Genomic DNA, 26,471 nt, shown 5'->3' on the forward strand with positions numbered 1-26,471 from the left:
CCTGGACGAGCCGGGGCACCGTGAAGCCGGACGTGAACCAGCGGGCGTCCGCACTCTCCACGAGCCATTCCATGCCCTCGGCACGGACCCGCGCGCCGAGTGGGCGATACTGGGTTCGAACCAGTGACCTCTTCGGTGTGAACGAAGCGCTCTCCCACTGAGCTAATCGCCCGGACGCAGGAAGAACATTACCCCATGTCAGGGGGTGCCTCCGCACCCCCCACAGGGCCGCCGATCACTGGTCCTTGATGTTCCACGGCATCTCGAAGCCGAACTTGTAGAGGTAGACCGCGAAGATCGCGGCCACGATCACCAGGCCGATCGACGTCAGGATGATGTTGCGCCGGCGCACCTTGGGGTCGAGCGCCTTCTGGGCCGCCTCGGTCACTTTGCGCTTGGTCCAGCGCAGCACCAACTGGGCCCAGACGAACTCGGTCGCCCAGATCGCCATGCCGCCGAAGATCACGACCCAGCCCGGTCCCGGCAGCGGAAGCATGATGATGCCCAGGACCACGACGGCAAGGCCGATGACGAAGATCCCGACCTGCCAGCTCAGGTGCAGCGCTCGGCGCGCCTTGATGAATTCCGGCGCCTTCGAGCCGAGCCCCTGCTCGCTCTGCGCCCCGCTCGTCTTCGACTCGTCCGATGCCACGGCCACCTCGGCCCGCTCGTCACTCCCCGTATTCATACGGCCAAACTTTACCCGAGGGAAACCGGTCACCGAAATGGTCGTACCTCGCGAACGGGGTCTCGGCCGGAAGAGTTACGTAAAGGCACGCAAAACACTCAGAGGGGTTTACAACGGCACCGTAGGTGGCATGTCGATTTCGCCGACGTGCGAATCCCCGAGCGCACACTGAGCGAAAGGCCCTGGCGCTTATGAACACCACGGTCAGCTGCGAGCTGCACCTGCGCCTCGTTGTGTCGAGCGAGTCCTCCCTGCCTGTCCCCGCAGGCCTGCGGTACGACACGGCCGACCCCTACGCCGTGCACGCCACCTTCCACACCGGAGCCGAGGAGACCGTCGAGTGGGTGTTCGCCCGCGACCTCCTCGCGGAGGGCCTCCACCGGCCCACCGGAACCGGCGACGTCCGAGTCTGGCCGTCGCGCAGTCACGGTCAGGGCGTCGTGTGCATCGCCCTGAGCTCCCCGGAAGGTGAAGCATTGCTCGAGGCCCCGGCCCGGGCCCTGGAGTCGTTCCTGAAGCGAACCGACGCCGCCGTGCCCCCTGGCACGGAACACCGGCACTTCGACCTCGATCAGGAGCTCTCGCACATCCTGGCGGAGAGCTAGGGCGAGAGGTCCCACCAAGCCGCCCGGCGCCGTCGACTCGGGGTGACGGCTCGGGCCAAGACAACCGCATATGGGTACGCACACCGGCGCCGTCACCGCGGATTCTCGCGGGGCGGCGCCGGTGCGTGGGCCCGTTACCACCGGTTCGTGAGGTCCGGGGCCGGTACGGGCGCTCGCGAAGCCACTACCATCGGCCAGCATCGGCGGGCGCCCGCCCGACCCCCAGGCCAGGGAGCGAAACGTGCTGATCACCCATGACACCCGGTGCGCCCTCGATGCCGTGGTGGATCTGGTGAACACCGCACCGGAGGACACCACGACCCCGGACGCACTGCCGGACGTCGCGGCTCTCGCGGATTTCGTACAAAAGCACGAGATCAGCGATGTCGGGGTGCTCTCGGAGTTCGATCTCTCCGCGGTGCGCAAGATCCGCGGCCGGTTCGCCTCGATCTTCTCCGCCTCGGACCCCCGGGCCGCGGCCGGGCTGATCAACGAGCTGGTGGCCGCGGCGGGCACCACACCCCGGCTCACCGACCACGACGGCTATGACTGGCATGTGCACTACTTCGCGCCCGGCGCCTCCATCGCCGACCACCTGGCGGCGGACTGCGGCATGGCGCTGGCCTTCTTCGTGGTCGCCGGGGAGCAGGAGCGGCTGCGGCGCTGCGAGGCCCCCGACTGCCGGCACGCCTTCGTCGACCTCTCCCGCAACCGGTCGCGGCGCTACTGCGACAGCCGTACGTGCGGAAACCGGCTGCATGTGGCCGCGTACCGGGCGCGCCGCAAGGAGGCGGCGGGCTGAGCTCCGGCCCACGGTGGTGTCGACGCGGTACCCGGCGGGTGGCGCCGGGCACCGCGGGTACGGCTCAGAGCAACAGCAGATCGTGCAGCGCAGCCATGAGCAGTAGACACCCGATCACCGCAAGAAAGATCATCAGCGGTGGCTGGGAAAGGGCGAAAAGGCACCCGCGCGGCTCGTCCTGCGGCGGCGCGGCGTCGCTCTGTGTCGTGTCCAGCATCTCGCGGGCGATGATGACGCAGTCGGCACCGGTCGGGTGACCAACACGCCAGGAAAGAAGGGCAGTTCGCCGGATCCCGTGACGAACGGTTCAAGGCGTGGACGGCTCCGGGACGGATGCGGGCCGACTGTGTCGTTTCAGTCCGCCTGCACCCGTCATATGCCGTGCTTCTTCAGGATGGCCTCGATGTCACTGAAGTCCTCCCCGGCACCGGCGCGGGGTGTGGCGGCGGGACGGGTCGCCGGCCGGGAGGCCTGGCCCAGCGAGGGCGCCGAGGCCGCCGGGGCGATCGCCTCGCTCTGCGCGGCCCTGGCCGCCTTGCGCTCCTTGCGGGTGCCGCCGCGCCTGCGCTCCACCGCGCGCGTGCTCACGAAGAGCAGCCAGGAGACACCGAGCACAGCGAAGCCGGCCCAGGCCGTCGGACTGAACGCGGTGTCCGCCACCCAGTCGACGACACCGGTCATCACCAGGCCGAGGGGCACGAGAGAGTACGCGGCGAGACGGGCGGCGGCGAGGAAGCGCTTGCGGTACGCCGTCACCGCCGCGATGCCCAGGCCGGCCGCGGCGGCGGCGGAACAGACGGTCTCGGCAATCATCCGGTCCTCCAGGCAGGGCTCGGCAGGGCACTTCGTCCCTTCCATCCTGCACCGCCCCCACCCCGCGGGGCCATGCTCCGACCCGACATCAGGGACATCTCCGGGTCGGATCCTCCGTAGGTGCCGGTCGGGGTGCGGGTCCCCTGCGGCGTTCCCGGGCCGATTGGGTCGTCCGGGGCGCGGCTGGGAGACTGGGGACATGAGCGACTCCTCCCCCGTGCGTCCCGTCGTCCCCGTGCTCGACGTCTGGTGCGATCTTCAGTGCCCGGACTGCCGGAGCGCCCTGGAGGACGTCCGGGCCCTGCGTGCGCGTTACGGCGACCGGCTGGAGCTGCGGCTGCGGCACTTCCCGCTGGAGAAGAACAAGCACGCCTTCGCCGCCGCGCAGGCCGCCGAGGAGGCCGCCGAGCAGGGGAAGGGCTGGGACTACGTCGAGGCCGTGCTGGGCCGGGTCGAGGAGCTGGGCCGCAAGGGAGAACCCTTCCTGGTCGAGGTGGCCGGCGAACTGGGGCTGGACGCCGAGGAGTTCGACACCGCGCTGATCGACGGCCGGCACATCCTGATCGTGGACGCCGACCAGGCCGAGGGCAAGGCGATCGGCGTGACCGGCACCCCGACGTACGTCATCGACGGCGAGCGCCTCGACGGCGGCAAGAGCCAGGAGGGGCTGCGCGAGCGCATCGAGGAGATCGCGGACCGGCTGCTGGCCGCGCCTGGCGCCTGACCCGTCGTACGCCTACAGCAGCGACTTGTAGAAGGCGTACTGCGTCGTCTCGTAGCCGAGTGATTCGTACAGCCGCTCGGCCGGGGTGTTTCCCGCGAAGACGTTCAGGCCCAGGGTCCGCTTTCCGAGGGCGTGCGCCTGGGTCTCCGCCAGCAGCATGAGGGTGCGGCCGTGTCCGCGGCCGCGGTGGGCCTCTTCCGCCTCGACGTCGTAGACGTAGGGCTTGCCGTCGCGCAGGGCGAGCCAGAGGACGCCCACGCGCGTGCCCTCGTGCTCCAGGATGCTGAACCGCGTGTTCTCGGTGGCGAGGCCCTGCGGCAGGAGCGTGTCGTGGTCGCGCTGCGACTTGGCGCGCGCCTCGGCCTCCGGCACGCCCCGTGCCATCCAGGTGCGCGCGTAGTCCTCCGACTCGTGCTCCAGCCAGGCGTCGAAGTCGGCCTGCGTCATGGGGCGGGCCCGGCTGCCGGCGGGCAGTTCCGGCGAGGTGTCGCCGAGTTGCTTCACCATGCCGCGATTGCGCAGGACGTAGCCCAGCGCCTTGACCAGCCGCAGGGCCGCTTCGGCGTCCGCCGGTACGCCGGCCTCGATCTGGCGGCAGCCCCAGCCGCGCGCGACCTCCTCGGCGGCGAGCGCGGCCACCGTGCCCCGGCCGCGCCGCCGGTCGGGCTCCTCGATCCGCAGGTCGTGGATGCGGGCCATCGAGTCGCCGAAGGAGGGGGACGTGCCGAGGTGTATCGCGCCGACGGGGCGGCTGTTCACGCACACCTGGTAGTGGCGTGAACGCGTGCCGTCGGCGTTGTGCTGGAGCGGCTCGGTCGGCCGCAGGGTCGTGGTCATCAGGGGTGTTCTACCCGCCGCGGACCTCCGAGTCAGCCGAATTTATCGGGCCTTTCACGGGTCCAGGTCGTTCCCGGCCCGCTCGTCGAAGATCCGCATGGCCTTGGCGGTGACCGGGCCCGGGGCGCCCGGCAGTTCCCGGTCGTCGAGGCGGTGAACGGCCTGTACGTCCCGCAGGGTGGAGGTGAGGAAGACCTCGTCGGCCCGCTCCAGGACGTCCAACGGGAGGTCGGTCTCCTTGGCGCCGGTCCATTCGACCGTCAACGCGCGCGTGATGCCCGCGAGGCAGCCGGAGGCGACCGGCGGGGTGTGGATCTCACCGTCGAGGACGACGAAGACGTTCGACCCGGTGCCCTCGCAGAGCTGCCCGACCGTGTTGGCGAACAGCGCCTCGGAGGCGCCGTGCTCGCGGGCCCGGGCGAGGGCCACGACGTTCTCGGCGTACGAGGTGGTCTTGAGTCCGGTGAGGGCGCCGCGTTCGTTGCGGGTCCAGGGGACCGTGATCACGGTGGTGGAGTCGGGGCGGCGGGTGGTCTCGCCGAGGGCGACGACCAGGGTCGGGCCGTGTTCGCCGCGGTCGGAGCCGAGAGGGCCGTGGCCACCGGTGTAGGTGATGCGGAGCCGGCCGAGCGGCATCGGGTTGGCCGCGATGACGGCCGCACAGCCGCGGCGCACCTCGTCGAGATCGGGGTCGGGCAGGCCCAGGCCGCGCGCGGAGCGGGTCAGCCGGTCGAGGTGCCGGGTGAGCGCGAACGGCTCGCCGTCCACCGCCTTCACCGTCTCGAAGATGCCGTCGCCCACGGTCAGCCCGTGGTCGAAGACGGAGACACGGGCGGACTCGATGTCCTGCAACCCGCCGTCGAGCCAGATCTTCACCTGATGGTCCCTTCACTCACCTCGTACGTACCCGACGCTACCGCGAGCAGCCGGGCCGCCTTCAGCTCGGTCTCCCGCCACTCCCCCTCGGGGTCCGAACCCCAGGTGATGCCGGCGCCGGTACCGAACCGCAGCACGCCTTCAGCGCGGTCGATCCAGAAGGTGCGGATGCCGACGGCCAGCTCGCCGGTGCCCCGGTCGGCGTCGACCCAGCCGATGCCTCCGCAGTACGGGCCGCGGGGCGCCGTCTCCAGGGTGTCGATGATCCGCAGGGCGCTGGACTTGGGGGCGCCGGTGACGGAGCCGGGCGGGAAGGCGGCGTCGAGCAGTTCGGGCCAGCCGGCGTCCTCGCGCAGTTCGCCGCGGACCGTCGAGACGAGGTGGACGAGGCCCGGGTGCTTCTCGACGGCGCACAGGTCGGGGACGCTGACACTGCCGGTGGCGCAGACCCGCCCGATGTCGTTGCGGACCAGGTCCACGATCATCACGTTCTCGGCGTAGTCCTTCTCCAGGAGGTCCGCCTCGGTGCGTCCGGTGCCCTTGATCGGGCCGGACTCGACGATCCGGCCGTCGCGGCGCAGGAACAGCTCGGGGGAGGCGGTGGCTATCTCCACGCCGTGCTCCGGCAGCCGGATCGTTCCTGCGTACGGTGCCGGGTTGCCGCGGGCCAGCAGGGCGGTCAGCGCGTCCACGTCGGCGTCGGGCGCGACGGGCGCGGTCAGCACCCGGCAGAGATTGGCCTGGTAGACCTCGCCGACCGCGATGTACTCGCGGATCCGGCGGACACCCGCCGTGTATCCGGCGCGGTCCAGGGAGGACGTCCAGTCGTCGGCCGCCGGGCCGTGCCACGCCCCCGGCACCGGGGCAGGCACCCGCTCCTGTCGTACGTCCTGGAAGCGGGCGCAGGTCAGACGGCCCTCGAAGTCGGCGCAGACCGCCCAGAAACCACTGGAGTCCAGGGCCGCGGGGTCGCTGGTGACATCGAGGAGTCCGGTGGCTGTGCGGCCGCCGAAGCGAGCGAGAGGGGCGAGGTCGAGCACGCGTCGAGTCTATGGCGGGTGTCCTGCGGGTGACCTGGTCATGTCCCTCCGGAGCCTGTGACCAGGTGCGCGAGCGGGTGCAGCGCAGCACGCTGCACAAACGCGTTTTTGTGCTGGCCCCGGAATCCGCTAGAGTTCAACACGTCGCCGGGACGCGAGAGCGGATCGGAAAGACAGGCGAACGTAGCTCAGTTGGTAGAGCGCAACCTTGCCAAGGTTGAGGTCGCGAGTTCGAACCTCGTCGTTCGCTCGAAAGAGCAAGGGGATCTTCCCGACCCCCTACACTCCTGGTGGAGTGGCCGAGAGGCGAGGCAACGGCCTGCAAAGCCGTCTACACGGGTTCAAATCCCGTCTCCACCTCCAAGGACGATTAGCTCAGCGGGAGAGCGCTTCCCTGACACGGAAGAGGTCACTGGTTCAATCCCAGTATCGTCCACTGGATCTCCGGATCCCCCGCGCGATTAGCTCAGCGGGAGAGCGCTTCCCTGACACGGAAGAGGTCACTGGTTCAATCCCAGTATCGCGCACGCAGCCCCTCTCACGGGGTGGCTGACCTGGACGATTAGCTCAGCGGGAGAGCGCTTCCCTGACACGGAAGAGGTCACTGGTTCAATCCCAGTATCGTCCACACACCGAAGCCCCCGGCCCTGCGGCCGGGGGCTTCTTCGTTCCTGCCGGCTGTCAGCTGGAGAACAGCATGTGGCCGAAGCTCTTGTGACGCTTGTGGCCGTAGTGGCCACCGTGACCGCCGTGCTGCGGGGCGCCCCAGGCGGGGGCCATGGGAGCCGCGGGCGCCGCCGGGTAGGCCTGCGGGGCGGCCGGGGGCGGCGGGGCGGGCTGGGTCCACTGGGTCTCCAGGCGGGTCAGCGCCTCCAGCTCGCCGTAGTCGAGAAAAATCCCGCGGCAGCCGCTGCACTGCTCGATCTGAACACCGTTGCGGTTGTACGTGTGCATGGGTGCGTGACACTTCGGACACTGCATCGTCGGCTCAACTCCTCGCCGGTTGGTCCTGCTTCGCGTTACGCCAGGACAGACACTGTCCGGCTCCGGTCGGTTGCACCCTACTTCGCGTCGGTGCGGGTCAACTCGGGTGGGGCGGAACCCATTCGTGCACAGGCGTCGACGAGGAGCTGTTCGACCTCGTCCAGGGAGCGGTTCGCCGCGGCGGCCTTGGTCAGGGCGCGGGCCGCGGTCTGCACGGTGAGGGCGCGGGCCGGGACGTCCAGGGCGGGCCAGGGATCGCCGTCCGCGGGAACGGCCGGGCCACCCGCCGCGCGGTAGGCGTCGAGGAAGCGGGTCCACTCGTCGGGGTGGAGGAGGCCGCAGGCGTACCAGGCGGCCGGGCGGGCGAGGTCCCAGGCGGGGACGCCTCGTCCGAGGTCGTCCACGTCGATGAGACGCCAGGGGCCGTCGGGGGCGGGGTGGCGGACGAGCTGGCCGAGGTGGAGGTCACCGTGGCACAGGGTGCCGGTGTCCGGCATGGGGGTCTCGGCGCGGGCCCAGGCGGGGAGGGCGGACCAGGCTGCGAGGACGGGTCGTACGAGGGGTTCGAAGGCGGCGGGTGTGGTGCGGAGGCGGGCGATGGACCGGGCCGCCTTGGCAGGGCCGCGCATGAGGGGTGTGCCGGGTGGGGTGGGGGTGCGGTGGAGGCGGGCGAGAAGGGTTGCGGCTTCCTCCCAGGGGGCCTTGTCCGGGGTGTCCGGGTCCACGGGGGTGCCGTAGGGCCAGAACGTGACCAGGCGGCCGTGCAGGGTGACCGGCGTCGGGGTGAGCGGGGGGAGGAGGACGTCGGGGAGCGTTGTCGCCGTGGTGAGGCGGGAGGTCAGCTCGGTGGGGGGTGTGTCCGGGGCGTGGGCCTTGGCGACGGTGTCGGCGTGGCGGACGACTGTGGCGTCGGGGCGGTCGGCCAGGACGCTCGTCGCTCCGCAGGGGCAGGTGGTGGTGTGGGAGTGGGCCCTGGCCTTGACTCGGGCGCTGAGCTCGGAGAGCAAGGGGGTGGTGGTCACGGGGCTCCCTGGGCGGTGGTGCGTTGTCTGGTCGCGAGGGTACGGGGAGGCGTGGGGTGGCCGTCGGGTGCTCGGTGTTGTGGGCGACCTCGGGCTGTTCTCGCCCCCGCCGCCCCTACCCGTCCCATCCTCCAGGGGCGCTGCCCCTGCGACCCCGGTTCCTGGGGGCTTCGCCCCCGGACCCCCGTCGGCCCCGAAAGGGCCTCGTCCTCAAACGCCGGACGGACTGAAAGACAGACCCCGCCCTCGGACGCCGAAAGGGCCGAAAGGTGCGGGCACAGCAATGCCGGCGCAGCTCCCCAGCTGCGCCGGCATTTGTGCCGTCCGCCGCACCCCCGTCCCCACGGGGTTTCATGGGTGGATGTCCCCGCCCAGACCGCTCTTCCGGGCCTGGGGTCGCCGCTCAGCGCCCCAGCATCACTCCCACGGACGACGCTTGTGTGGCCACTGTCTCCCAGCCGTCGAAGACGAGGAGGAGCAGGGCCGCCAGGGGAAGGGCCATGAGTGTCGCCACCAAGGGGTGGCGACGGCCCTGCCGGCGGGGGTGGAGCGCGGTGCGCTCCTTGGTGCGGATCATCGTCCGCGGTGCCGTGTGGGCCATGGTCCCTCTCCTGACCGTTCTGCGTTGTCTTTGGCAGCGGCGGGTGTCTGACCTCGGGGGACGAGTGCTGCACCCGCCGCTTGACCTCAAATCTAGGCGGACGGCGCCCGCCGCACGTCATGCCCTCGTACCGATTGGCGGGCCTCCCGGAGGATGAGCCATGACCTGGGGAGTACTCCCCTGGGTGGAGACGAGGACCTAGGTCTCCGGGTCTTCCCGGAGGGGGTGCCCGGTCTATCCCGCTTTCTCCGAGCCGTCCTCACGCGGCACCGGCTGCTCGACCAGTGCCAGGACCCGGGTCGCCATGAAGCGGGCCGTGCGGACGACGGAGCCGCTGCGGGTGACTTCGCTCACTTCCACCACACCCCGGCGTACCGCTGTCTCCACCCGGCGGCCCGCCCTGCTCGCCACCACCTCGTATGTGCGCGTCGTGTCCCCTGCGTCCACGACTATCTCCACGCGATCACCCTTCACGGGTTCAATCCCCCTTCGACGAAAGGTGGTTGGGATCACCGGCAGAGCGAACCCACCCCGCTCTCCCGCTCCCTGACCACCCCTCAATTCTCCCACCCAGCACTGACAATCCATCGGGACGAGAGGGCGCGGCCTCTGCGCGCGGGCGGCCGTGGAAACGTAAGCTGTGGCTCGTCACACGGACCGGGCAGCGGGGATGAACATGGCGATGATGCGCCTGAGGCGCGAGGACCCGCGCGTCGTCGGCTCGTTCAGGCTTCACAGACGGCTCGGCGCGGGCGGGATGGGCGTCGTCTATCTGGGCTCCGACAAGAAGGGGCAGCGAGTCGCGCTGAAGGTGATCCGGCCCGATCTGGCGGAGGACCAGGAGTTCCGTTCGCGGTTCGCGCGTGAGGTCTCGGCGGCCCGGCGGATTCGCGGCGGGTGCACGGCACGGCTCGTGGCCGCCGATCTCGACGCGGAACGGCCGTGGTTCGCCACGCAGTACGTGCCCGGCCCCTCCCTTCACGACAAGGTCGCCGACGAGGGCTCACTGGGCGCGGCCGAGGTCGCCGCCATCGGGGCCGCCCTGTCGGAGGGGCTCGTCGCGGTGCATGAGGCGGGGGTCGTGCACCGGGATCTCAAGCCTTCCAACATCCTGCTGTCCCCCAAGGGGCCGCGGATCATCGACTTCGGCATCGCCTGGGCGACCGGGGCCTCCACGCTCACGCATGTGGGTACGGCCGTCGGGTCGCCCGGCTTCCTCGCGCCCGAGCAGGTGCGCGGTGCCGCCGTCACCCCGGCCACGGACGTGTTCTCGCTGGGGGCGACCCTGGCGTACGCCTCCATGGGTGACTCGCCCTTCGGGCACGGCAGTTCCGAGGTGATGCTGTACCGCGTGGTGCACGAGGAGGCGCACCTGGGCGGGGTGCCGGACGCGCTGGCTCCGCTCGTGCGTGCCTGTCTCGCCAAGGATCCCGAGGAGCGGCCGAGCACGCTCCAACTGTCGCTGCGGCTCAAGGAGATCGCCGCGCGGGAGGCTCAGGGGCTTGCCGACGTTCGGCCGCCCGGGCCGCGTGCGGGCGAGAGCGACCGGCCCACGGGACGGCTCGCCGAGCCGAGCTATCCGGAGCAGCAGCGCGCCCAGCGACGGCCGCAGGGGCAGCCGCCGGGACCCACCCAGCGCACTCCCCCGCCCCGCGGCACCTCCTCGCGCGGGCCCGCCCCGTCGCGCAACGGCTCTCCGTCCCGGAGCGGGGCGCGGCCCACACCCGCCTCGCGGAACACGACGCGCTCCGGCAACCGTCCGGCGCCACGCAGCGGCAGCGGACGTCCGGGCCCCAGAACGACGGGGACGGGACGACGGCCCGCCAATCCACGGCTGCTGCGTCAGCGGCTGTTCGTGTTCGTCGTGGTGACGCTGCTGGCGGCGCTCGGTATCGCCGCGGCCCAGGGATGTCAGGGGCCGGCGCGAGGACTCGACGGCGACCGTGGTGTCGTACGCCATGAGCAGGTGCACGTGACGCCGCCGGACGGGTCGACCGACTAGCGGGTCACAGGCCCGGCAGGATCCGGTCGAAGAACTCCAGGTCGCCTTCGAAGATCGGGTCCAGGGCCGGGAACTCCTGCGGGGTGATCCAGCGGGCCTCGGCCACTTCCACGGGGTCGGGGACCACCTCGCCGTCCTCGGCGCGGGCGGTCCACCAGTGGAGGCGGAAGCGGCCGTCGTCGGTCTCGGACTCCCAGACCTTCGCGAGCGGTACGACGGTGAGTCCGACTTCCTCGCGTACCTCGCGGAGCAGCGCCTCCCGTTGGGTCTCCCCCGGTTCGATGCGGCCGCTGAGGGGTTGCCAGTAGCCGGCGCGGGAGATGGTGGGGCCGCGACGGACGACCAGCAGTCGGTCGGCTCGGAGCAGGACCGCGACGATCGCCTCGCCCTGGGGCATCGGGCTCCTAGAGCTCGGGGCGGCCCGTGGCCACCGCGTAGAAGGCGACCGCGGCCGCCGCGCCGACGTTGAGGGAGTCGACGCCGTGGGCCATGGGGATGCGGACCCATTCGTCGGCGGCGACCAGGGCCTGGGTGGAGAGGCCGTCGCCCTCCGCGCCGAGCATCAGGGCGACCCGGTCCATCTTGTGGGGGGCGGCCTCGTCGAGGGTCTTGGCCTTCTCGTCCGGGGTGAGGGCGAGGAGGGAGAAGCCCGCCTCGCGGACGGACTCCAGGCTCTTGGGCCAGGTGTCGAGACGGGCGTAGGGGACCGAGAAGACCGCGCCCATCGAGACCTTGACGCTTCGGCGGTAGAGCGGGTCGGCGCAGTCCGGGGAGAGCAGGACCGCGTCCATGCCGAGCGCCGCCGCCGAGCGGAAGATCGCGCCGATGTTGGTGTGGTCGTTGACCGACTCCATGACCACCACGCGGCGGGCGGTCTGGAGGAGGTCGGTCGCCGTCGGGAGCGGCTTGCGCTGCATGGAGGCGAGCGCGCCGCGGTGCACGTGATAGCCGGTGACCTGCTCGGCGAGCTCCGGGCTGACCGCGTAGACCGGCGCCGGGAGCTCGTCGATGACGTCGCGCATGACGTCGACCCACTTGGCGGACAGCAGCATCGAACGCATCTCGTACCCGGCGTCCTTGGCCCGTCTGATGACCTTCTCGCCCTCGGCGATGAACAGGCCCTCGGCGGGTTCTCGTTTGCGGCGCAGTTCGACGTCGGTCAGGCCTGTGTAGTCGCGCAGGCGCGGGTCATCGGGATCCTCGACGGTGATGAGATCGGCCACAGGGTGATACTGCCTTGCTCTGGGTGCGGTGCCAACGGCTAGGTACGAGTTGGGTTACCCGGGGTTACGCGGTTGCCCCGGGGCCGACGTTCACGACCTCGCCGATGACGATGACGGCCGGCGGCCTGACCTCCTGCGTACGGACCGTCTCGGCGACCGTCGCGAGGGTGGCGTCCACGCGACGCTGGGCCGCCGTCGTGCCCTCCTGGACGAGCGCCACCGGAGTGTCCGCCGGCCTGCCGTGCGCGACGAGCGTCTCGGCGATCTTGCCGATCTTGTCGACGCCCATCAGGATCACCAGCGTGCCCGTGAGCTTGGCGAGCGAGGGCCAGTCGACCAGGGAGCGCTCGTCGTCAGGGGCGACATGGCCGCTGACCACCGTGAACTCGTGTGCGACACCGCGGTGGGTGACGGGGATGCCGACCGCGCCCGGGACCGAGATCGAGCTGGAGATGCCGGGGACGACCGTGCAGGGGATGCCGGCCTCGGCGAGGGCGTGCAGTTCCTCCATGCCGCGGCCGAAGACATAGGGGTCGCCGCCCTTCAGCCGGACGACCGACTTGCCCTGCTTGGCGTGCTCGATCAGGGCGTTGTTGATGGCCTCCTGGGCCATGAAACGGCCGTACGGGATCTTCGCCGCGTCGATCACCTCGACATGCGGCGGGAGCTCGGCGAGGAGGTCGCGCGGGCCGAGGCGGTCGGCGATGACGACGTCGGCCTCGGCGAGGAGGCGGCGGCCGCGGACCGTGATGAGGTCCGGGTCGCCGGGGCCGCCGCCGACGAGGGCGACGCCGGAGGTGCGGGTGCGGTGGTGGGGCGCCACCAGGGTGCCGTCGCGCAGACCCTCCACCACCGCGTCGCGGATGGCGGCGGTGTGGCGGGGGTCGCGGCCCTTGGCGTTCGTGGTGAGGACGGCGACCGTGACGCCCTCGCTGTGGCCGGTGGCCGGGGTCCAGGCCGTCGCCTGGTCGGCGTCGTCCGAGCGGACGCACCAGACGCGGTGCCGCTCCGCTTCGGTGGAGGCCGCGGTGTTGGCCTCCGGGTCGCTGGTGGCGATGAGGGCGTACCAGGCGTCGGCGAGGTCGCCTTCGGTGTACGGCCGCTTCGCCCAGGTGAGCTCACCCGCGTCCGCCATCGCTTCGACGGACGGGGTCGCTTCGGGGGATACGAGGAGGATGTCCGCGCCCGCTGCGATCAGTGCCGGGAGGCGGCGCTGGGCGACCTGGCCGCCGCCGAGGACGACGACCTTGCGGCCGGTGAGGCGGAGGCCTACGGGGTAGGCGGGGTTTTCGGCCATGAGGGTGCGGCTCCTCGTACGGGCGATGCGATGGGCGCTACGGCTCTGGAGCTGCCCTGACGTGCGGATTTTAAGCTGCGGATTCAGCGTACGGCGGGGGTGGAGGGCCCGCAGGAACGCGTACCCCTACCACCCCCGGTTCCGGCCTACTTCTCGGTGACTCCCGCCGAGTCGAACGTCGCGACCTCGTGCATCGCGCGCGCGGTGCTCTGCACCAGGGGCAGGGCCAGCAGGGCGCCCGTGCCCTCGCCCAGGCGGAGGTCGAGGTCGACCAGGGGGCGCAGGCCGAGCTTGTTCAGGGCGGCCACGTGCCCGGGCTCCGCGCTGCGGTGTCCCGCGATGCAGGCCGCGAGGACCTCGGGGGCGATGGCACGCGCGACCAGGGCGGCGGCGCCGGCGCTGACGCCGTCCAGGATCACCGGGGTACGCAGGGACGCGCCGCCCAGCAGCAGGCCGACCATCGCCGCGTGCTCGAAGCCACCGATCGCGGCGAGTACGCCGATGGGGTCGGCCGGATCCGGCTGGTGGACCTCGATGGCGCGGCGGACGACCTCGGTCTTGCGGGCGAGGGTCTCGTCGTTGATGCCGGTGCCGCGGCCGGTCACATCGGCCGGGTCGGTGTCCGTGAAGACCGAGATCAGGGCGGCGGACGCGGTGGTGTTCGCGATGCCCATCTCACCCGTGAGCAGGGCCTTGTTGCCGGCCGCCACCAGGTCGCGGGCCGTCTCGATGCCGACCTCGATGGCCTGCTGGGCCTCCTCGCGGGTCATCGCGGGGCCGGTGGTCATGTCGGAGGTGCCCGCGCGGACCTTGCGGGGCAGAAGGCCGGGGGTGGCGGGCAGGTCAGCCGCCACGCCGACGTCCACCACGCACACCTCGGCGCCGACCTGGGCGGCGAAGGCGTTGCAGACCGCGCCGCCGCCGAGGAAGTTGGCGACCATCTGGGCCGTCACCTCCTGCGGCCAGGGGGTGACGCCCTGGGCGTGGACGCCGTGGTCGCCCGCGAAGATCGCGACTGCCGCGGGCTCCGGGATCGGCGGCGGGCACTGCCGGGACAGGCCCGACAGCTGCGCGGAGATGATCTCCAGCATGCCGAGCGAGCCGGGCGGCTTGGTCATCCGCTTCTGTCGCTCCCAGGCCTCGCCGAGCGCCTTGGCGTCCAGCGGGCGGATCTGGGAGACGGTCTCGGCGAGCAGGTCGTGCGGCTCCTCGCCGGGCAGCGCGCGACGGCCGTACGTCTCCTCGTGGACGACCCATGACAGCGGGCGGCGCTTGGACCAGCCGGCCTGCAGCAGCTCGGGCTCGTCCGGGAACTCGTCGACATAGCCGACGCAGAGGTAGGCGACGACCTCCAGGTGCTCGGGCAGACCGAGGGAGCGGACCATCTCGCGCTCGTCGAAGAAGCTGACCCAGCCGACGCCCAGGCCCTCGGCGCGGGCGGCGAGCCAGAGGTTCTCGACGGCGAGCGCGGAGGAGTACGGGGCCATCTGCGGCTGGGTGTGCCGGCCTAGGGTGTGGCGTCCGCCGCGTGTGGGGTCCGCGGTGACGACGATGTTCACCGGGGTGTCGAGGATGGCCTCGATCTTCAGTTCCTTGAACTGCTTGGCCCGGCCCTTGGGGAGGGACTTGGCGTACGCGTCGCGCTGGCGCATGGCCAGTTCGTGCATGGTGCGGCGCGTCTCGGCCGAGCGGATGACGACGAAGTCCCACGGTTGGGAGTGGCCCACGGACGGTGCGGTGTGGGCCGCCTCCAGGACGCGGAGCAGGACCTCGTGCGGGATGGGGTCGCCGCGGAAGCCGTTGCGGATGTCGCGGCGCTCGCGCATGACCTTGAGGACGGCCTCGCGCTCGGCGTCGTCGTAGGCGGGCGCGGCCGGGCCGGTGGACTGACGCACTTCTTCCACGGGGGCCGTGCTTTCTTCCTGATCCGCGCCCCGGGTGTCCAGGTCGTCGGCGTGCTGTACGAGTTCGGGGTCGCCGTCACGGGGAGCGGGGACGGCGGGGTGCTCCTCCGGGGGGAGGACGAGGGCCTGGGGCGGGGTCGGGGCGAGGTGCGGGGTCGTCGGCACCAGGCCCTCGACGGGGACGAACTGGCCCACGGGCTGCGGAGCCTCCGCAATCGGCTGGGCCTGGTCCATGAACAGGACCTGGGGGCCCGCGGGTTCGGCGACGAGCGACGGGGCGGGGGCCGGGTCGACCTGTGCGACGGGCGCGGGGACGGCCTGGAGGTCGTCGGCGGGTGCGTCTGCCGCGGCGGGCATCGGCTGAGGTGCCTCCGGGACCGGCGCGAGGTCGGGGGCGTCGGCGAACTGCGGGGCAGCGTCGACGAGGGCAGGCTGCTCGGTCCGCTCCCGCGTGACGTCCACGGGGGTGGGGACGCCCTCCGGCTGTACGAGCTGTTCGGCCACGGCAGCGGGCGGCTCCGGCTGCGCGGCGGCCTCTGTGTCCACGGGGTGCGGCAGTTGCTCCGCGTCGGTGGACTCGCGGGACGGCACGGGTGCGGTTTCGGGGGCCGGCTGGGGCGTCGGGACCGCGGCTTCGGCAGGCGCGGGCGCCGGAAGCGGGGCTTCGGGGGCCGGCACGGGCTCGGGGGCCAGTACGTCCTCGGGGGCCGGCACGGGCTCCGGTACGGCGGCCTCGGGCACGACGGGGGTGGGCGCTGTGACCTGGTCGGCCTCCGGGCCGGGGGCGTCCGGGACCGGCACAGCCTGGAGTTCGGCGGGCTCGGCCAGGACGGCTGCGGGCTCGGCGACCTCGGCTACGAAGGCGGTGGGCTCGGCGACCTGAGCCACCTCCGGACCGGACGCTTCCGGTTCCGGTACGGCCTGAAGCTCGGCGGGCTCGGGCGCGAGCGGCGCCTCGGGCGCCTCGAGGGTCTGCGCGAGGTCCGGCAGCGGCACGGCAGTCGGGGTCTGATCGGCGTCGGGCACTGCGGCGGGAGCCGGGACCTGGGCGAAGTCCGCCACCTCCACGGCGTCCGGCACGGGAGCGGCGTCCGGTACCTCGACGGCACCCGGCACCTGGACGGCACCGGCAGGGTCCTCGGCAACGGCACCCTGAGCGGCATCGGCGGGATCCACGGCGCCCGGGACCGGCAGGGCCTCGGGCGCCGGAGCGACGCCGACGTCCGGTCCGGCCTCACCGGCGGACTCGGGACCGTCGGTCTGCCCGGCCGCGGGAGCTTCCCCGCCCTCCGGAGCGGACACCGCGGCGGGACCCTCGGGGGCCTCCGGCACGATTCCGTCCGGCGTGGGTGCGGCGACCGGGATGCCGTTCGCCTCGGGCGCGTTCGCGGCCCCGGCCTCCGGGAACACCACGGGCCCCGGCATGTGCACATCGCTCTGAACAGTCTCGGCCCCCGGCGCGTATGAATCTCCGGGGACACCCTCAGCACCCGGGAACCCGTCGGCGCCCGGAACCCCGGCCACGGGGAGCCCCTCGGAGCCGGGAACGCCCCCGGTTTCCGGCGCATGCTCGGCAACGACGGGCTCGCCGTACGCCACCCCGGCGACCGGTACACCGTCGGCGCCGACCATGACCTGCTCGGCGTACACGTCCTCCCGGGGCTGCGGTTCGCCGGTCGCCGCGACCGCCTCCGTCGCGAGACGGGCCACCGCGGCCTGGGCCGCGCCCACCGGCTCGGTGCCCTGTTCCGGCACCGGGACAACCGTTTCGGCAGCCGGGGCCATGGTGCCCACCGGAGCCGGGGCGCCCCAAGGGGCCGCGCCCTGCGGGGACATCTCACGCAGCGGCTGCGGGACATCGAGGTACTCGGGGCCCGCGGTGGGCGGGCCCGACTGGCGGACCGGCGCACCCGCGGGGCCGCGGTCGGCGAGGGAGCGGACCGGGCTGGCGGAGGCGTCGGGGATGGGCGGGCCGAGGTGCAGGGGCCGGCGGGGGGTGATCGGCGGGATCGGCAGCGACGGGGCCGCCACCGGGTCGGGCGCGCGGACCGCACTGAGGTCGTGCGCGCCGCTGTCCCGGCCGGACATCTCGTGCGGACCGGGAGCGTGGACCGTCTCGACGACCGGCTCCGGCGCGGGTGGGGCGACCTCGTTGCCCCATGCCCCCTGGGCGCCCGGCAGCAGCAACAGGTCTTCGTCCTCGGCGGTGGTCTCGGAGAGGTAGGTGTACGCACCGTGCGCGGGAACGCCCGGCTGTTCCACCATGCCTGCGTTCTCCGGCAGTCCCTCGCCCGGGACCTGGCCGGTGTCGGTCATGCGTACCCCTCGCCCATCGGTTAGTGCTTCTACGACCAGCTCACCGGGGACGGCGCACCGACCGCCCCCGCAGTGAAGAACGAGCGTGCGTGCCCAGCGGCACGAACGGCCCGCCGAGAAAGACGACAAAGCCATTAACTGGCATTGTCCCGGCCGTTCCCCCGTCGCGACACCTTGATCCGCGACAGCCCGCTGTGGACTGCGCCACGTTGCGCGTCCTCCGGTTCTGCCGTACCACACCCACCCCAAAACGGGCGCGTTTTCCGGACATTGACGAACGAAAGGCCGGTCCACCGAAGCGGTACAACAGTCGGCCAGCCTACCGCGCGCAGTACGACAACAGGATCACGGGACCAACAAATGGGGTCATGCAGCACGGTCCGGCAGAACCCCGCTGAGCAGGAACGCTACGCTCCGCTCCTTCTCCGTCCAGGCCCGTGTGTCGAGTTCGACGGACTGGATCAGGGCGCATTCGACGCGGTAGCCGTGTTCGGTCAGGTCACGTCCGACGAGTTCGGCCTCGTCGCGCGTCATGGCATGGGCGACGATGCCCTGCGGGCGGCGGTCGGCGACCGCGGAGACCACGGCCGCTCCCCCGCCGCCGACACGGACGACGTCCGGCTCGGGGAGGTTCTCCAGCACGTGCGGGGCGGTGCCGCGGATGATCTGGAGCTGAACACCGAAGCGGCGGGCCGCGGCGTCGGTGCGGCCGCAGGCGATGAGGTCCCGGTCGACGGCGATGACGGCGGCACCGGCCCGGGCGGCCTCGACGGCGAAGGCGCCGCTGCCGCAGCCGATGTCCCACACGAGGTCGCCGACGCGGGGTCCGAGGCGGGCGAGTTGGGCAGCGCGCAGCAGATCCGTCTCGCCCTCGCCGAGTGGACCGTCGTACACCTCGGCGGGCAGGGCCCAGCCACGGGGTCCGGCGGCCGGCTCGCGGCCGGAGATCCAGCCGCCGCCCTCCCCCGCGGTCACCGGGCCGCCGATCACGATGACGACGTTCGGGTCCCGCCAGCTGTGGTCGGCGGCCTTGTCGGAGGTGAGGATCGTGACCTGTTCACGCTCGGTGCCGAGTTCCTCGCAGATGACGAAGGTGCGGTGGACGCCCTCCATCAGCAGGCCGAGCTCGGCGGGCCCTGCGCCGGGTGAGGTGAGGACGGCGACCTTGGTGTGGGCGCGGCACACGTTCACCGCGCGTCGCAGGGTGCGCCGGTGTGCGACGACCACCTGTGCGTCGTCCCAGGGCATGCCGGCGCGGGCGAAGGCGGCGGCGACCGAGGAGACGGCGGGGACGACCTCGACCTCCAGGCCGAACTCGGGTGCGCGCAGGGTTCGTACGACTCCGAAGAACCCGGGGTCCCCCTCGGCGAACACGACCGCCGTGCCGCGATGGCCCGCGATCCGGCGGGCGGCCAGGGAGACGCTGCCGAGTCGGATGTGTTCGGCGGTGGGGGGCACCTCGGGCAGTGCCAGGTGGTGGGCGGCGCCCGCCACCAGCGTGGCGGCACCGAGGGCGGAGCGTGCCGCGGCGGTCAGCGGCGAACCGTCCCAGCCGATCACCGTGACCCGGTCGGCCATCGTCGTCAGTCTCCAGAGGGTTTGCGCAGGTCGTCAGGGGCGGGCTCCGTGAGGGTACCTGGTCGGCCCGGCGAACACGGCGGCGGTCCCGTCGCCTCCCCTGGTTCAGTTCCAGTCGCCGTACGAGGTGAAACCGTCGGAATCGGACAGCTGCTCTCCCGAGCCCTCGATGTCCTCCGGCAGCAGGCTCCAGACGATGAAGTCGGTACGGACGTCGCTCCAGGTGTCGTCCTCGGTGCGGACTCGCGCTATGCAGGCGTTGCGCAGGACGCCCTCGCTGATGCAGCCGATCTTCTGGGCGACCTGCTGGGAGGCGGTGTTGTCGGCCGCCGTGCGCAGCTCTATGCGCTCGAACTTCTGGTCCGTGAACAGCCATTGGGCGGTGGCGAGCGCCGCCTCGGAGGCATAGCCCTCGCCGCGGGCCCAGGGGGCGATGATGTACGACAGTTCGGTGGCGCGGATGTACCAGTTCGTCTTGGTCAGCTGGACGATGCCCACCAGGCGCTGGGTGAGGAACTCCGTGACGGCGAGGTCGAGTCCACGGCCGGCCTCGCGTTCGGTGGGCGCGTGATCGGTGATCCAGGTGCGGGCGCCGTCCTCGGTGAAGGGCTGGGGGACGTGGGTCCAGGCGGCGACCTGTTCGTCGTTCATCATCTCGGCCAGCGCAGACACATCGTCCTCGTCGAGGGGACGCAGCACCAACCGCTCCGTGCTGATGGAGATGTTGGGGAAGGTGCTAGTCATGCGCCGCTCCGTAACCTTCGGAAAACCTTCAAGTCCTGCTGAGCTCCTGCTGAACTGCCCAGCATGCAGCATGAAAGCACTGAACCGCACTGCAGGGTCCACCCGGGGTGAGCGAGTGGACCCTGTGCGTGGCGATACGCGGTATACGCGCGGTCAGCCGGAGGTGACCGGCAGGACCGAGCCCTTGTACTTGTCCTCGATGAACTTCTTCACGTCGGACGAGACGAGGAGCTTGGCGAGCTTCTCGACCCGTGGGTCGTCCTCGTCGCCCTTCTTGACGGCCAGGAGGTTGGCGTAGGGGTTGTCCTTCGCCGACTCCAGGAGGATCGCGTCCTCGGTGGGGCTGAGACCCGCGTCCTGGGCGTAGTTGTTGTTGATGACCGCCGCGTCCACGTCGTCGAGCGAGCGTGGCAGCTGGGCGGGCTCCAGCTCCTTGAACGTCAGGTGCCTGGGGTTTGCCGTGATGTCCGCGGGGGACGCGTTCGCCCCCGCGCCGTCCTTGAGCGTGATGAGGCCCTCGGCGGCGAGGAGCTTGAGGGCGCGGCCCTCGTTGGTGGTCTCGTTGGGCACGGCGACCGTGGCTCCGTCAGCGAGCTCGGAGATGTCCTCGGTCTTCTTGGCGTACACGCCCATCGGCGGCAGGTACGCCTTGACGACCGACACCAGGTTCGTGCCCTTGGACTTGTTGAACTCGTCCAGGAACGGCTGGTTCTGGTACAGGTTCGCGTCGAGGGTGCCCTCCTGGAGTGCGGTGTTCGGCAGGACGTAGTCCGTGAACTCCTTGATCTCCAGGTTCAGGCCGGCCTTCTCGGCGAGGTTGTCCTTGATGTACGTCAGGACCTCGCCGGCCGGGACGGCGGTGGCGCCGACGACCAGGGCGTCGTCACCGCCACCGCTCCCGCCGGAGTCCGGGCCCGAGCCGCAGGCGGTGAGGCCGAGGGCCAGGGCCAGGGCGGCCGCGGGTATGACGGGCTTGCGCATGTGGATCGGTCCCCCTGTTGATCAGTGCGCTCAGAAGGACGCGATGACGGAGCCGTCGTACTTGTCCTCGATGAACTTCTTGACCTCGGCGGAGGTGAGCAGCTCGGCGAGCTTCTTCACGCGCGGGTCGTCCTCGTTGCCGTCCTTCACCGCGAGGAAGTTGCCGTACGGGTTGTCCTTGGCGGACTCCAGGACGAGGGCGTCCTTCGCGGGCGAGAGGTCGGCCTCGATGGCGTAGTTGCCGTTGATGACCGCGGCGTCGACGTCGTCCAGGGAGCGCGGGGTCTGGGCCGCCTCCAGCTCCTTGAACTCGAGGTTCTTGGGGTTCTTGGTGATGTCGGCCGGGGTCGCGTCGTTGCCCACGCCGTCCTTGAGGGTGATGATCCCGTTGGCGTCGAGCAGCTTGAGGGCACGGGCCTCGTTGACGCTGTCGTTCGGGACGGCGATCGTCGCACCGCTCTTGAGGGCGTCGGCGCTCTTCACCTTGTTCGAGTAGAGGCCGAGCGGCTCCAGGTGGACCGTCACGACGGGCACGATGTGGGTGCCGTTCTTCTTGTTGAAGTCGTCGAGGTACGGCTGGTTCTGGAAGTAGTTGGCGCCCACCGAACCGTCCTCGGTCGCCGTGTTCGGCGTGACGTAGTCCGTGAACTCCTTGACCTCCAGGTCGAGGCCCGCCTTCTTCGCCAGGTTGTCCTTCACGTAGTTCAGGATCTCGGCGTGCGGGACGGGGCTCGCGGCGACGACCAGCGGGCCGCTGGTGTCGGAGGAGGCGGAGGAGGCGTCCTCCGAGCCGCAGGCGGTGAGCCCGAAGGTGAGGGCGCCGGCGGCGAGGACGGCGGTGGCGAGCTTTACGGTGTTACGCACGAAAAGTGCCTTTCCTTTTGGGCGGAGCTGTTCCGTGAAGGGGTGCACGGGACATCTGGAGGGTGGCCTGCGCGAGGCTCAGGCGGTGTTGGTCTCGGCCGTCGAGGCCTTCAGCAGCCGCAGCTTCGGCGCCGGACCGCCACGTCCACCGCGGCTGTGCAGCGAGCGTGCGGCGTAGTCCCCGGCGAACTGGATCAGCGAGATGACGACCGCGAGGATCGCGACGGTGATCCACATGAGTTCGGTCTCGAAGCGCTGGTAGCCGTAGCGGATGGCGATGTCGCCGAGGCCGCCGGCTCCGACGGTGCCGGCCATCGCGGAGTAGCCGATGAGGGCGACGATCGTGGTCGTGGTGCTGGCGATCAGCGAGGGCAGCGACTCAGGTACGAGGACCTTGCGGACGATCGTCCAGGTGTTGCCGCCCATCGACTGCACGGCCTCCACGAGTCCGCCGTCCACCTCGCGGACCGCCGTCTCGACCAGGCGCGCGAAGAACGGGATGGCGCCGATGGCGAGCGGGACGATCGCGGCCTCGCGGCCGATGGTCGTGCCGGTGATGGAGCGGGTGAAGCCCATCAGCGCGACCATCAGGATGATGAACGGCATCGAGCGGGCGACGTTCACGACCTGCCCGATGACCTTCTGCGCGACGACGTTCTGGAGCAGTCCGCCGCGGTCGGTGAGAACGAGGAGGATGCCGAGCGGGAGGCCGCCGACGACGGCGATGACGGTGGACCAGCCGACCATGTAGAGGGTGTCCCAACACGCCTGCTCCAGCAGGGGCTGCATCTCGGACCAGGTCACTTGGCACCTTCCTTCACCAGCAGGGGCTCCTGGCCCACGACGTCGATCTGAAGACCCTGTTCACGCAGGAAGCCGATCGGCACGACGTTGTCCTCGTAGCGGCCGGGCAGTTCGATGCGCATCCGGCCGACCTGGAGGCCCCCGACGGTGTCGATGGCGGCACCGAGGATCGAGATGTCGATGTTGTACGTGCGCGACAGCTGGGAGATGACCGGCTGGGTCGCGGCCTCGCCGTGGAAGGTGACGTCGATGACGGTGCGGTCGTCGCCGGTGGCCTCGCCGCCGACCGGGAAGAGCGCGGTGGCGAGCTCGGAGCCGGGGGTGGCGAGGAGTTCGCTGACGGTGCCGGACTCGACGATGCGGCCGTTCTCCATGAGGGCGGCGGAGTCGCAGATCGACTTCACGACGTCCATCTCGTGGGTGATGAGGAGGACGGTGAGGCCGAGCTGGCGGTTCAGGTCGCGCAGCAGCTGCAGGATCGAGCGGGTGGTCTCCGGATCGAGGGCGCTGGTGGCCTCGTCGGAGAGAAGGACCTTGGGGTCGCCGGCCAGGGCGCGGGCAATGCCGACGCGCTGCTTCTGCCCGCCGGAGAGCTGGGCGGGGTAGGCCTTGGCCTTGTCGGAGAGACCGACGAGGTCGAGGAGTTCGAGCGCCTTGCGGGAGCGGTCCTTGCCGGACGTGCCGAGGATCTCCAGCGGCAGCTCGACGTTGTCCTGGACGGTCCGGGAGGACAGCAGGTTGAAGTGCTGGAAGACCATGCCGATACGGCTGCGGGCCTGGCGCAGTTCCCGGCCGGCCCGCGGACCGCGGCCCGCGAGGGCCGTGAGGTCCTGGCCGGCGACACTGACCGTGCCGGCGGTGGGCTTCTCCAGCAGGTTGACGCAGCGGATGAGCGAGGACTTGCCGGCGCCGGACTGGCCGATGACGCCGTAGACCTCGCCTTCGCGGACGTGGAGATCGACGCCGTCCAAGGCGGTGACCTCACGGCCGCGGGAGCGGTAGACCTTGGTCAGGCCCGAGGTGGTGATCACGTGGGTTTCCGTCACTGTCAGGTGCAGGGCGTGGGTGTGCCCTGGCGGGTGCATTCGGTCGGGAACGCGGCACGGTTCTCATGCGGTGGCACAGGAGCCGGGGGAGAACATGTGCGCGGGGCGGCGTCGGTCACGTACGGCATTCAGCGCACGGACATGCCACGGCGTCTCGCTTCGGGGCGCGAGCTCGGGGTGGTGCGGGGGCCCTCTAGAAGGCGCACATTCGACACATACAGCGAGCACCGGGCGTCATGGTCGCCTCGGTCGCAAGGGTGCGGCTGCTCGTCGTGGTCATGGAATGAGTAAAGCAGATCTACGGTCCTGACAAAGCGCCGCTGTCCGCATGCCGGACAGCGGCGGACATAGGTCAGGGGCGGACGGAGATCTCCACTCCCCCGTCGGTGACCAGGGCCGACAAGGCCGACAGGTCGTCGACGACGAGGTCCGCGTCGAGCTCATGGGCCTGGTGGGTTGTGGCCAATGCCACGGTGGTCATCCCGGCGGCTCGACCGGCCCTCAGGCCCGCGGGGGCGTCCTCGAAGACCACGCAGTGCGCCGGGTCGACGCCGAGTGCGCGGGCGGCGAGGAGGTACGGCTCGGGGTCGGGCTTGCCGCGGGTGACGTCCTCGGCGGCGACGAGGGTCTTGGGCAGGATTCCGACGGCGTCCAGCCGGGCCTCGGCGAGGCGCCGGGTGGCGGAGGTGACGACGGCCCAGCGGTCGGCGGGCAGGGAGTCGAGGAACGCCTTCGTCCCCGGCAGCAACCGCACGCCCCCGTTCGGCACGTCCTCCACCTCCAGCTTCTCGATCCGCGCGACCGCCTCCGGCACGACCTCTGCGGGCAGCAGGTCGGCGGCTATCTCGGCGGCCGTACGACCGTGCAGCTCGACCCGCCCGAACTCCTCGGCCGTGATCCCGTACTCCCCGGCCCACTGCCGCCAGCAGCGGTCCACGGAGGCGAGGGAGGAGACGAGGGTGCCGTCGTTGTCGAAGAGCAGGGCTTGTGCGTGGATCGTCATGGTCTAGACCCTACGGGGGCCGCCGGGGCTTGCCGGACGGGGCCGGGGGCGACGATCATGCCGGGCATGAGAGCCGAGGTGCGGTCCTTCGTGGCCGACGGACCGCTGCCGGACTGGGATGCCGAAGACGCTGAGATCGACCGCCGGGCGGCGCAGCTGGACGAGATCGCCCGGCCGGTGACGGCCGAGGAGGCTCGTGCCCTGGCCGAGTGCTTCGGACCGGACGACTGCTACGGCGTGGCCTGGACACTGCTGCACCTGATCGAGACCGGACCGAACCCGGTGTTCGATGTCCGGCCCGGACCGAATGCCGGCGAGTGGCCGCTCCGGTTGTGGCAGCGGTGCCTGAACGCCGGGATCGTCACCGACGGGCCGGCCGGCTGACGGCTGGGGTCGGCCGCATCGAGGCTTTCGGGCCGTAATAAGGTCGCCCCATGCTTGATGCCCTGACGCTCGTGACCGGCGTCGCCGCGCTGTTGCTCGCCGCGTGGTGCGGCTGGGCGGCCTATCGCGATGAGCCGACGAAGGACTGGCACTTCATCGGGATGGGTGTGGTGTCGCTGCTGGTGCTTGTGCAGCTGGTGGTCGGGATCGTGCAGCTGGCGCGGGGCGAGAAGCCGGAGCAGGGGACGACGATCTTCGTGGCGTATCTGCTGGGCGCGTTCGCCTGCGTCCCGGCCGCGGGGCTCATGTCGCTGTCGGAACGGTCGAAGTGGGGCTCGGTGACGGCTGCCGCCGGCGCTGTGGTGCTGGCCGTTCTCGAGGTGCGGCTCTACGACATCTGGGGAGGCTGAGGTGACCGTGACGGAGGGCGAGTCGGCGAAGAACCGATTGGTCAGCGGTCCTGGCACGCTGCTGGTGTGGCTGTACGGCGTGATGGTCGTCGGTGCGGTGTCGCGTTCGATCTACCAGATCGCGACCGAGTTCGACCGGGCGCCGCTCGCCTACTCCCTGTCCGCCGTCGCGGGGCTGGTGTACGGCTTCATCACGTACACGCTGGTGCGCGGCGGGGAAACCGCCCGCAAGGCGGCGCTGGTGTGCTGCGCCGCCGAGCTGGTGGGCGTGCTGACGGTGGGCACCTGGACCCTGCTGGACCCGTCGGCGTTCCCCGACGCGACCGTCTGGTCGGACTACGGCATGGGGTATGTCTTCATCCCCGTACTGCTGCCGCTGTCGGCCATCTACTGGCTCCGTAGGGCGCGGACCGTCTGAGAAGCCCTCAGGCCGTCGCCGCGTAGGCGCCGGCCGGCTTCTCCAGGACGATCATGGGTACGCCGTCCGCACCCTCGGACGTACCGACCGCCTCGTAGCCCACCTTGCGGTAGAGGCGGAGGTTGCCCTCGCTGCGGTGGCCCGTGAAGAGGCGGAACCGGGTGGCGCCGCGCTCCTCGACCAGAGCCGATTCGGCCGCGCGGAGAAGTCGCGCGCCGATGCCGTGGCCCTGGAGGCGGGGGTGGACGCAGAGCTTGCCGATGGCGGCCGAGCCGTCCTCGGTGATGCGGCCGCGCACCGAGCCGACCACCTCCTCACCGAGCCGGGCCACGAAGACGCAGTCCGCGGCGACCTCCCCTCGGACCGAGTCCAGGGTCTGGACGAGCGGATCGATGCGGTAGTTGCCGTACAACGCCGCCTCGCTCTGGAAGCACAGGTACTGAAGCCTGAAGATCTGCTCCGCGTCCTGTTCGGTCGCCACCGAGATGGTCACGCTCATGCCCAT

Annotated in this window: 29 protein-coding genes and 6 tRNA genes; 12 read left to right on the forward strand and 23 right to left on the reverse strand. The window is 71.2% G+C overall.

Translation table 11 applies throughout. The features are described 5' to 3' along the window. Positions 1-100: 100 nt before the first annotated feature. Positions 101-172: transfer RNA gene (locus ACWD3I_RS35865), tRNA-Val, on the reverse strand. A 63-nt stretch (positions 173-235) separates the two neighbouring features. After that, complete coding sequence (locus tag ACWD3I_RS35870) at positions 236-688, reverse strand: TIGR02611 family protein (protein WP_365413739.1); 453 nt, start codon at positions 686-688, stop codon at positions 236-238. Positions 689-879: 191 nt separating this feature from the next. Between ACWD3I_RS35870 and ACWD3I_RS35875 the strand changes: the two genes are divergently transcribed. Together ACWD3I_RS35875 and ACWD3I_RS35880 are read left to right on the forward strand one after the other, a co-directional pair. Beyond that, the gene (locus ACWD3I_RS35875; protein ID WP_004002642.1) at positions 880-1,293 is read left to right on the forward strand and encodes an SsgA family sporulation/cell division regulator; all 414 of its coding nucleotides are present in this window, start codon (positions 880-882) and stop codon (positions 1,291-1,293) included. 241 nt (positions 1,294-1,534) lie between these two features. After that, positions 1,535-2,095: a CGNR zinc finger domain-containing protein gene (locus ACWD3I_RS35880; RefSeq protein ID WP_365413742.1), complete on the forward strand. Its 561-nt coding sequence runs from the start codon at positions 1,535-1,537 to the stop codon at positions 2,093-2,095. A 64-nt stretch (positions 2,096-2,159) separates the two neighbouring features. Here the strand turns inward: ACWD3I_RS35880 and ACWD3I_RS35885 are convergent, their stop codons facing one another. Next, positions 2,160-2,312, reverse strand: a complete 153-nt coding sequence (locus ACWD3I_RS35885; RefSeq protein ID WP_020138043.1) for a hypothetical protein — start codon at positions 2,310-2,312, stop codon at positions 2,160-2,162. A 155-nt stretch (positions 2,313-2,467) separates the two neighbouring features. Next, on the reverse strand, positions 2,468-2,908 hold the full coding sequence (locus ACWD3I_RS35890) for a hypothetical protein (RefSeq protein WP_365413745.1): 441 nt from the start codon (positions 2,906-2,908) through the stop codon (positions 2,468-2,470). Between the two features lie 199 nt (positions 2,909-3,107). On the opposite strand from ACWD3I_RS35890, the gene ACWD3I_RS35895 reads away from it, so the two are divergent. Then, positions 3,108-3,632 (forward strand): DsbA family protein, encoded by a 525-nt coding sequence (locus ACWD3I_RS35895; protein WP_365413747.1) that lies wholly within the window; start codon positions 3,108-3,110, stop codon positions 3,630-3,632. 12 nt (positions 3,633-3,644) lie between these two features. Here ACWD3I_RS35895 and ACWD3I_RS35900 read toward each other — a convergent pair whose 3' ends face one another. Genes ACWD3I_RS35900 through ACWD3I_RS35910 form a run of 3 tightly spaced genes read right to left on the reverse strand, consistent with a single transcriptional unit; the run spans position 3,645 to position 6,385 of the window. Further along, a complete protein-coding gene (locus ACWD3I_RS35900) occupies positions 3,645-4,469 on the reverse strand; it encodes a GNAT family N-acetyltransferase (protein ID WP_365413749.1) in 825 nt (274 codons plus the stop codon). 54 nt (positions 4,470-4,523) lie between these two features. After that, the gene (locus ACWD3I_RS35905) at positions 4,524-5,345 is read right to left on the reverse strand and encodes an aminotransferase class IV (protein WP_365413751.1); all 822 of its coding nucleotides are present in this window, start codon (positions 5,343-5,345) and stop codon (positions 4,524-4,526) included. Further along, positions 5,342-6,385 (reverse strand): chorismate-binding protein, encoded by a 1,044-nt coding sequence (locus tag ACWD3I_RS35910; RefSeq protein WP_365413753.1) that lies wholly within the window; start codon positions 6,383-6,385, stop codon positions 5,342-5,344. Before ACWD3I_RS35910 ends, ACWD3I_RS35905 begins: the two co-directional genes overlap by 4 nt. Positions 6,386-6,562: 177 nt before the next feature. On the opposite strand from ACWD3I_RS35910, the gene ACWD3I_RS35915 reads away from it, so the two are divergent. The 5 genes from ACWD3I_RS35915 (at position 6,563) to ACWD3I_RS35935 (ending at position 7,013) form a co-directional block, all read left to right on the forward strand. Then, a tRNA-Gly gene (locus ACWD3I_RS35915) sits at positions 6,563-6,635 on the forward strand. 39 nt (positions 6,636-6,674) lie between these two features. Beyond that, a tRNA-Cys gene (locus tag ACWD3I_RS35920) sits at positions 6,675-6,748 on the forward strand. A gap of 1 nt (position 6,749) precedes the next feature. Then, positions 6,750-6,821, forward strand: a tRNA-Val gene (locus ACWD3I_RS35925). 19 nt (positions 6,822-6,840) lie between these two features. Continuing rightward, positions 6,841-6,912, forward strand: a tRNA-Val gene (locus tag ACWD3I_RS35930). Positions 6,913-6,941: 29 nt separating this feature from the next. Continuing rightward, positions 6,942-7,013: transfer RNA gene (locus ACWD3I_RS35935), tRNA-Val, on the forward strand. Between the two features lie 53 nt (positions 7,014-7,066). Here the strand turns inward: ACWD3I_RS35935 and ACWD3I_RS35940 are convergent. The 4 genes from ACWD3I_RS35940 to ACWD3I_RS35955 form a co-directional block, all read right to left on the reverse strand. Continuing rightward, positions 7,067-7,366, reverse strand: coding sequence for a TFIIB-type zinc ribbon-containing protein (locus tag ACWD3I_RS35940; protein WP_266894929.1), 300 nt, complete (start codon positions 7,364-7,366; stop codon positions 7,067-7,069). 80 nt (positions 7,367-7,446) lie between these two features. After that, positions 7,447-8,391, reverse strand: a complete 945-nt coding sequence (locus ACWD3I_RS35945; protein ID WP_365410737.1) for a phosphotransferase family protein — start codon at positions 8,389-8,391, stop codon at positions 7,447-7,449. A gap of 403 nt (positions 8,392-8,794) precedes the next feature. Beyond that, the gene (locus tag ACWD3I_RS35950; RefSeq protein WP_046261531.1) at positions 8,795-8,992 is read right to left on the reverse strand and encodes a hypothetical protein; all 198 of its coding nucleotides are present in this window, start codon (positions 8,990-8,992) and stop codon (positions 8,795-8,797) included. 234 nt (positions 8,993-9,226) lie between these two features. Further along, entirely contained in the window at positions 9,227-9,466 is a 240-nt protein-coding gene (locus ACWD3I_RS35955; RefSeq protein WP_046261530.1) for a hypothetical protein, read from the reverse strand. Between the two features lie 196 nt (positions 9,467-9,662). On the opposite strand from ACWD3I_RS35955, the gene ACWD3I_RS35960 reads away from it, so the two are divergent. Further along, the gene (locus tag ACWD3I_RS35960; protein WP_365410793.1) at positions 9,663-10,994 is read left to right on the forward strand and encodes a serine/threonine-protein kinase; all 1,332 of its coding nucleotides are present in this window, start codon (positions 9,663-9,665) and stop codon (positions 10,992-10,994) included. A gap of 4 nt (positions 10,995-10,998) precedes the next feature. On the opposite strand, the gene ACWD3I_RS35965 is transcribed toward ACWD3I_RS35960, so the two are convergent. The 11 genes from ACWD3I_RS35965 to ACWD3I_RS36015 form a co-directional block, all read right to left on the reverse strand. Then, positions 10,999-11,391 (reverse strand): NUDIX domain-containing protein, encoded by a 393-nt coding sequence (locus tag ACWD3I_RS35965; protein ID WP_365410741.1) that lies wholly within the window; start codon positions 11,389-11,391, stop codon positions 10,999-11,001. Positions 11,392-11,398: 7 nt separating this feature from the next. Continuing rightward, a complete protein-coding gene (locus ACWD3I_RS35970) occupies positions 11,399-12,217 on the reverse strand; it encodes a TrmH family RNA methyltransferase (protein ID WP_267017961.1) in 819 nt (272 codons plus the stop codon). 64 nt (positions 12,218-12,281) lie between these two features. Further along, complete coding sequence (gene cobA, locus ACWD3I_RS35975; protein WP_365410745.1) at positions 12,282-13,514, reverse strand: uroporphyrinogen-III C-methyltransferase; 1,233 nt, start codon at positions 13,512-13,514, stop codon at positions 12,282-12,284. 146 nt (positions 13,515-13,660) lie between these two features. Beyond that, the gene (cobT, locus tag ACWD3I_RS35980) at positions 13,661-17,734 is read right to left on the reverse strand and encodes a nicotinate-nucleotide--dimethylbenzimidazole phosphoribosyltransferase (RefSeq protein WP_365410748.1); all 4,074 of its coding nucleotides are present in this window, start codon (positions 17,732-17,734) and stop codon (positions 13,661-13,663) included. A 366-nt stretch (positions 17,735-18,100) separates the two neighbouring features. Then, positions 18,101-19,312 (reverse strand): precorrin-6y C5,15-methyltransferase (decarboxylating) subunit CbiE, encoded by a 1,212-nt coding sequence (cbiE, locus tag ACWD3I_RS35985; protein ID WP_365410751.1) that lies wholly within the window; start codon positions 19,310-19,312, stop codon positions 18,101-18,103. A gap of 105 nt (positions 19,313-19,417) precedes the next feature. After that, on the reverse strand, positions 19,418-20,056 hold the full coding sequence (locus ACWD3I_RS35990; RefSeq protein WP_365410754.1) for a GNAT family N-acetyltransferase: 639 nt from the start codon (positions 20,054-20,056) through the stop codon (positions 19,418-19,420). 153 nt (positions 20,057-20,209) lie between these two features. Continuing rightward, positions 20,210-21,037, reverse strand: coding sequence for a MetQ/NlpA family ABC transporter substrate-binding protein (locus tag ACWD3I_RS35995; protein ID WP_365410757.1), 828 nt, complete (start codon positions 21,035-21,037; stop codon positions 20,210-20,212). A 30-nt stretch (positions 21,038-21,067) separates the two neighbouring features. Further along, the gene (locus tag ACWD3I_RS36000; RefSeq protein WP_365410759.1) at positions 21,068-21,901 is read right to left on the reverse strand and encodes a MetQ/NlpA family ABC transporter substrate-binding protein; all 834 of its coding nucleotides are present in this window, start codon (positions 21,899-21,901) and stop codon (positions 21,068-21,070) included. A 78-nt stretch (positions 21,902-21,979) separates the two neighbouring features. Next, on the reverse strand, positions 21,980-22,705 hold the full coding sequence (locus ACWD3I_RS36005) for a methionine ABC transporter permease (RefSeq protein WP_266833275.1): 726 nt from the start codon (positions 22,703-22,705) through the stop codon (positions 21,980-21,982). After that, entirely contained in the window at positions 22,702-23,790 is a 1,089-nt protein-coding gene (locus ACWD3I_RS36010) for a methionine ABC transporter ATP-binding protein (RefSeq protein WP_365410763.1), read from the reverse strand. The genes ACWD3I_RS36005 and ACWD3I_RS36010 overlap by 4 nt, the downstream gene beginning before the upstream one ends. Before the next feature lie 313 nt (positions 23,791-24,103). Next, entirely contained in the window at positions 24,104-24,754 is a 651-nt protein-coding gene (locus ACWD3I_RS36015; RefSeq protein ID WP_365410766.1) for an HAD family hydrolase, read from the reverse strand. A gap of 66 nt (positions 24,755-24,820) precedes the next feature. Between ACWD3I_RS36015 and ACWD3I_RS36020 the strand changes: the two genes are divergently transcribed. Genes ACWD3I_RS36020 through ACWD3I_RS36030 form a run of 3 tightly spaced genes read left to right on the forward strand, consistent with a single transcriptional unit; the run spans position 24,821 to position 25,966 of the window. Next, positions 24,821-25,138: a hypothetical protein gene (locus tag ACWD3I_RS36020; protein ID WP_365410768.1), complete on the forward strand. Its 318-nt coding sequence runs from the start codon at positions 24,821-24,823 to the stop codon at positions 25,136-25,138. Positions 25,139-25,188: 50 nt separating this feature from the next. Beyond that, a complete protein-coding gene (locus tag ACWD3I_RS36025) occupies positions 25,189-25,548 on the forward strand; it encodes a hypothetical protein (RefSeq protein WP_365410771.1) in 360 nt (119 codons plus the stop codon). Position 25,549: 1 nt separating this feature from the next. Then, positions 25,550-25,966: a hypothetical protein gene (locus tag ACWD3I_RS36030; RefSeq protein ID WP_365410774.1), complete on the forward strand. Its 417-nt coding sequence runs from the start codon at positions 25,550-25,552 to the stop codon at positions 25,964-25,966. 7 nt (positions 25,967-25,973) lie between these two features. On the opposite strand, the gene ACWD3I_RS36035 is transcribed toward ACWD3I_RS36030, so the two are convergent. Beyond that, the gene (locus tag ACWD3I_RS36035) at positions 25,974-26,471 is read right to left on the reverse strand and encodes a GNAT family N-acetyltransferase (protein WP_365410777.1); all 498 of its coding nucleotides are present in this window, start codon (positions 26,469-26,471) and stop codon (positions 25,974-25,976) included.

Source organism: Streptomyces sp. NPDC002817 (assembly GCF_053592055.1).